Source organism: Mesorhizobium newzealandense, assembly GCF_042682145.1.
Taxonomy (GTDB): Bacteria; Pseudomonadota; Alphaproteobacteria; order Rhizobiales; family Rhizobiaceae; genus Mesorhizobium; species Mesorhizobium newzealandense.
In genome coordinates this window covers 1-2575 of the sequence record NZ_JBHUGZ010000022.1, presented here as the reverse complement: position 1 = coordinate 2575, position 2575 = coordinate 1, and the positions used below count along the sequence as shown (strand labels likewise).

Below are 2575 nucleotides of genomic sequence, written 5' to 3'. Positions count from 1 at the left end.
GGCTCGCTCTGCTGGTAGACATGACCCTTCATCATCCGCCCAGGAATAATCGAACTTGCCGATCGCATTCAGCGTCATCGCCTGTTGCATATTGCCGAGATAGTCGGCGACCTCGCCGAACTTGATCTTGTTGGTCAGCTGGCTGCGGCAGACATTGAGACTGTCCACGGAAGGACAGGGAAAGCGACCGGTCTCCAGGCTCGCCGTGTCGACGCCGGCTTCCGTGAGCACGCTCTTGATCGACACATCGACGCCGTCGCCGAAACTGCCGACGTCCTTGCTGAACATGCGGCTGGGATCACCGGTCGGGTTGCCTTCGTCATCGACCGTGGTGAACTGGATCGACATCTTCATGTCCTTGGCGTCACCCCAGCCATTGTTGACGATCGAGAAATCCGGCCGGAAGCCGACGCAGCCGAAATGCTCAGAGATCGACAGCATCGGCTTGCGATAGGCGTCGCTGGCGGCGACCTTCATTTCCAGACTGTCGAGCTTGACCCTGGACTGGTCTGACGTCTTCAGGTCGACCTCGGCAAAGGCCGGCGCATCCTCCCAGTCCATGCCTTCATAGACATTGCTGGTGGTAACCTGGCCGGTGCCGTTCCAGCTGTCATTGTACTGGTCTGCCTGCGGATAGATCGCGATGTCTTCGTCGCGCACCAGATGCTGGTACTGCATGTCGGATTGCTGGGTCATGCGTTGGTCGACCGCCACGCCGATCTCGACCTTGTCGGCATCGCCGCCGCCGGTCTGCGCCTTGAGCAGTCCGCCGATCCTGGCATCGGCCAGCACGTCGGGGCGCGAGCCGCCGACCTCCTTGCCCATCGCCCATTGCGACTCGTAGACAGTGCCTCCGGCCAGCCGGGTACGGCCCTTGCCGTTCTTCAACCCGTCGACAAATGAGCCGGCAAATATCTCGCCGGTCTTCGACAGCAATCGGCCTTCACCATTCGGCTCGCCGGCGACGAACTGCCCCTCATAGCGGTTGCCGTCGGCATCGAGATGGGTGCCCTTTCCGTTGAGTTCCCCGGCAAGCCAATGCCCGTCGAAAACCTCGCCCGAGCGCAGCTCGAGCCGGCCTTGTCCGTCGGGCCGGCCATTCCGGATGTCGCCGAAATAGCTGGAATAGATGGTTTTTGGGGTCATAGCTCGCCGAGCCGCGCACCCGCCACACAGCCTGCCCTTGCCGTTGATGGTGCCGTCTTCGGCGATAGTCCGGTCGGGCGACTGAGAAGCCGCCGGTTCCCAGACGAAGTCGAGATTCTTCTCGGGATGGAAGTCCCACACACGGACCATCCTGCGCAGCACGAGCGCGTGTCTGCCTGGTACAGGATCTGCACCCGTTCCGCCCAGGCACCGCTGGCAGGCGCGGCGGCCGGATCGGCGAAAGCCGGTGAAACCATCAACGCCGCCAGCAGCGATGCGGCCGCAATCCCCAACACTGCCCTTGCCCGCGCCATCCCTTGAACCCCTTCGGATGCCAACCCCTTGGCCGGTCGAGCGTAGTCGGCGAGCCGGCCGCGTGCAAGAGAAGCCGCATTTGAGCCCTGGCACGAAAAAGGCGGCGGGGTTGCCCCCGCCGCCTTTTGTTTCAACCGCGAACTCCGCGGCGATTATTTATACAGGCTGTTGATCCACTGGACGTTGGCGGCGTTCAAGCGCACGGCGGTGTTCGCGTCGGGGCTTTCCGCCACGTTGACGCCGGTGATGATGCGCTGCTTGGAGTTGGTGTCGTAGGCATAGACCGAACTGCCGCTCGACCCGGGAAACGTGTCGCAGTCATACTGGAAATATTCCGGGGCGATGTTTTCGGCATGCACTTCGCAGCTCGCCTTCCACATCGTGCCCATAGGCTTGTCGCCGGGATAGCCGACGAGGTTGGCGGTGAAGTCGCCCCAGATCGTCATAGTTGGCATAGCCCAGCCAGCCGAGGTTGTGCCGACGTCCTGCTTCAGGGTTACGATGCCGAGATCCCACAGAAGGACCGAGCCATAATAGCCCTGGTAGTTGTCGATGAAGCCCTGCAGCACATAGGCGCTTTCAAAGGTGAAGGCGCCGAATGGTGCGTCGTCGGCAGTGCTGCCGTTGAGGCCTGGCACGAACAGATAGTCGGAGAGCCAGTCCTTGTCTTCATGGCTGTAGAGGCAGTGCGCCGCGGTGAGCACCGTGCGCGGGCCGATCAGCGTTGCCGAGCAGCTGCCAAAGCTGCCCGTCTTCGGCGATTTGGCTTCCAGATAGCCGATTGCCGAGAACGGATAGGTCTTGGTGTTCTTGACCTGCTCGCGATCGTCGGGCCCGAAAACCTGACGGCCGGCTTCGCCTTCGCCAAGGTCAGGATCTTCGGTCTTCCGCGGACCCGCGTCCTTTCCATTGGCCGGCGCATTCAGTTCCTTGATGATGAGGTTCCTCAGCGCTTCGCTCGGCTCGATCTTGATCTCCTTGCCATCGGCGGAAAGTCCGACGATGCCATAGGATTTGACAGCCGTTGCCTCGTCAGCAAGCGGCGCGGCGCGGCTGTCTTCGTCAGTCAGCTGCGGCGGCGCGATTGGTTTTGCCCGCCCGGGCTTATAGAGGT

The 2575-nt window shown here is 62.1% G+C and carries 3 protein-coding genes; 1 reads left to right on the top strand and 2 read right to left on the bottom strand.

What is annotated here, in order from left to right; translation table 11 throughout:
- The coding region (locus ACFSOZ_RS29730; RefSeq protein ID WP_379103952.1) for an MORN repeat-containing protein at window positions 1-1308 on the bottom strand (1308 nt) is incomplete at its 3' end.
- Between the two features lie 6 nt (window positions 1309-1314).
- Here ACFSOZ_RS29730 and ACFSOZ_RS29725 point away from each other — a divergent pair.
- Window positions 1315-1467 carry a hypothetical protein gene (locus tag ACFSOZ_RS29725; protein WP_379103950.1) on the top strand — a complete coding sequence of 51 codons (153 nt, stop codon included), beginning with the start codon at window positions 1315-1317 and terminating at the stop codon, window positions 1465-1467.
- Between the two features lie 146 nt (window positions 1468-1613).
- Here ACFSOZ_RS29725 and ACFSOZ_RS29720 read toward each other — a convergent pair.
- A partial coding sequence (locus ACFSOZ_RS29720; RefSeq protein WP_379103948.1) for a trypsin-like serine peptidase occupies window positions 1614-2575 on the bottom strand: 962 nt, incomplete at its 5' end.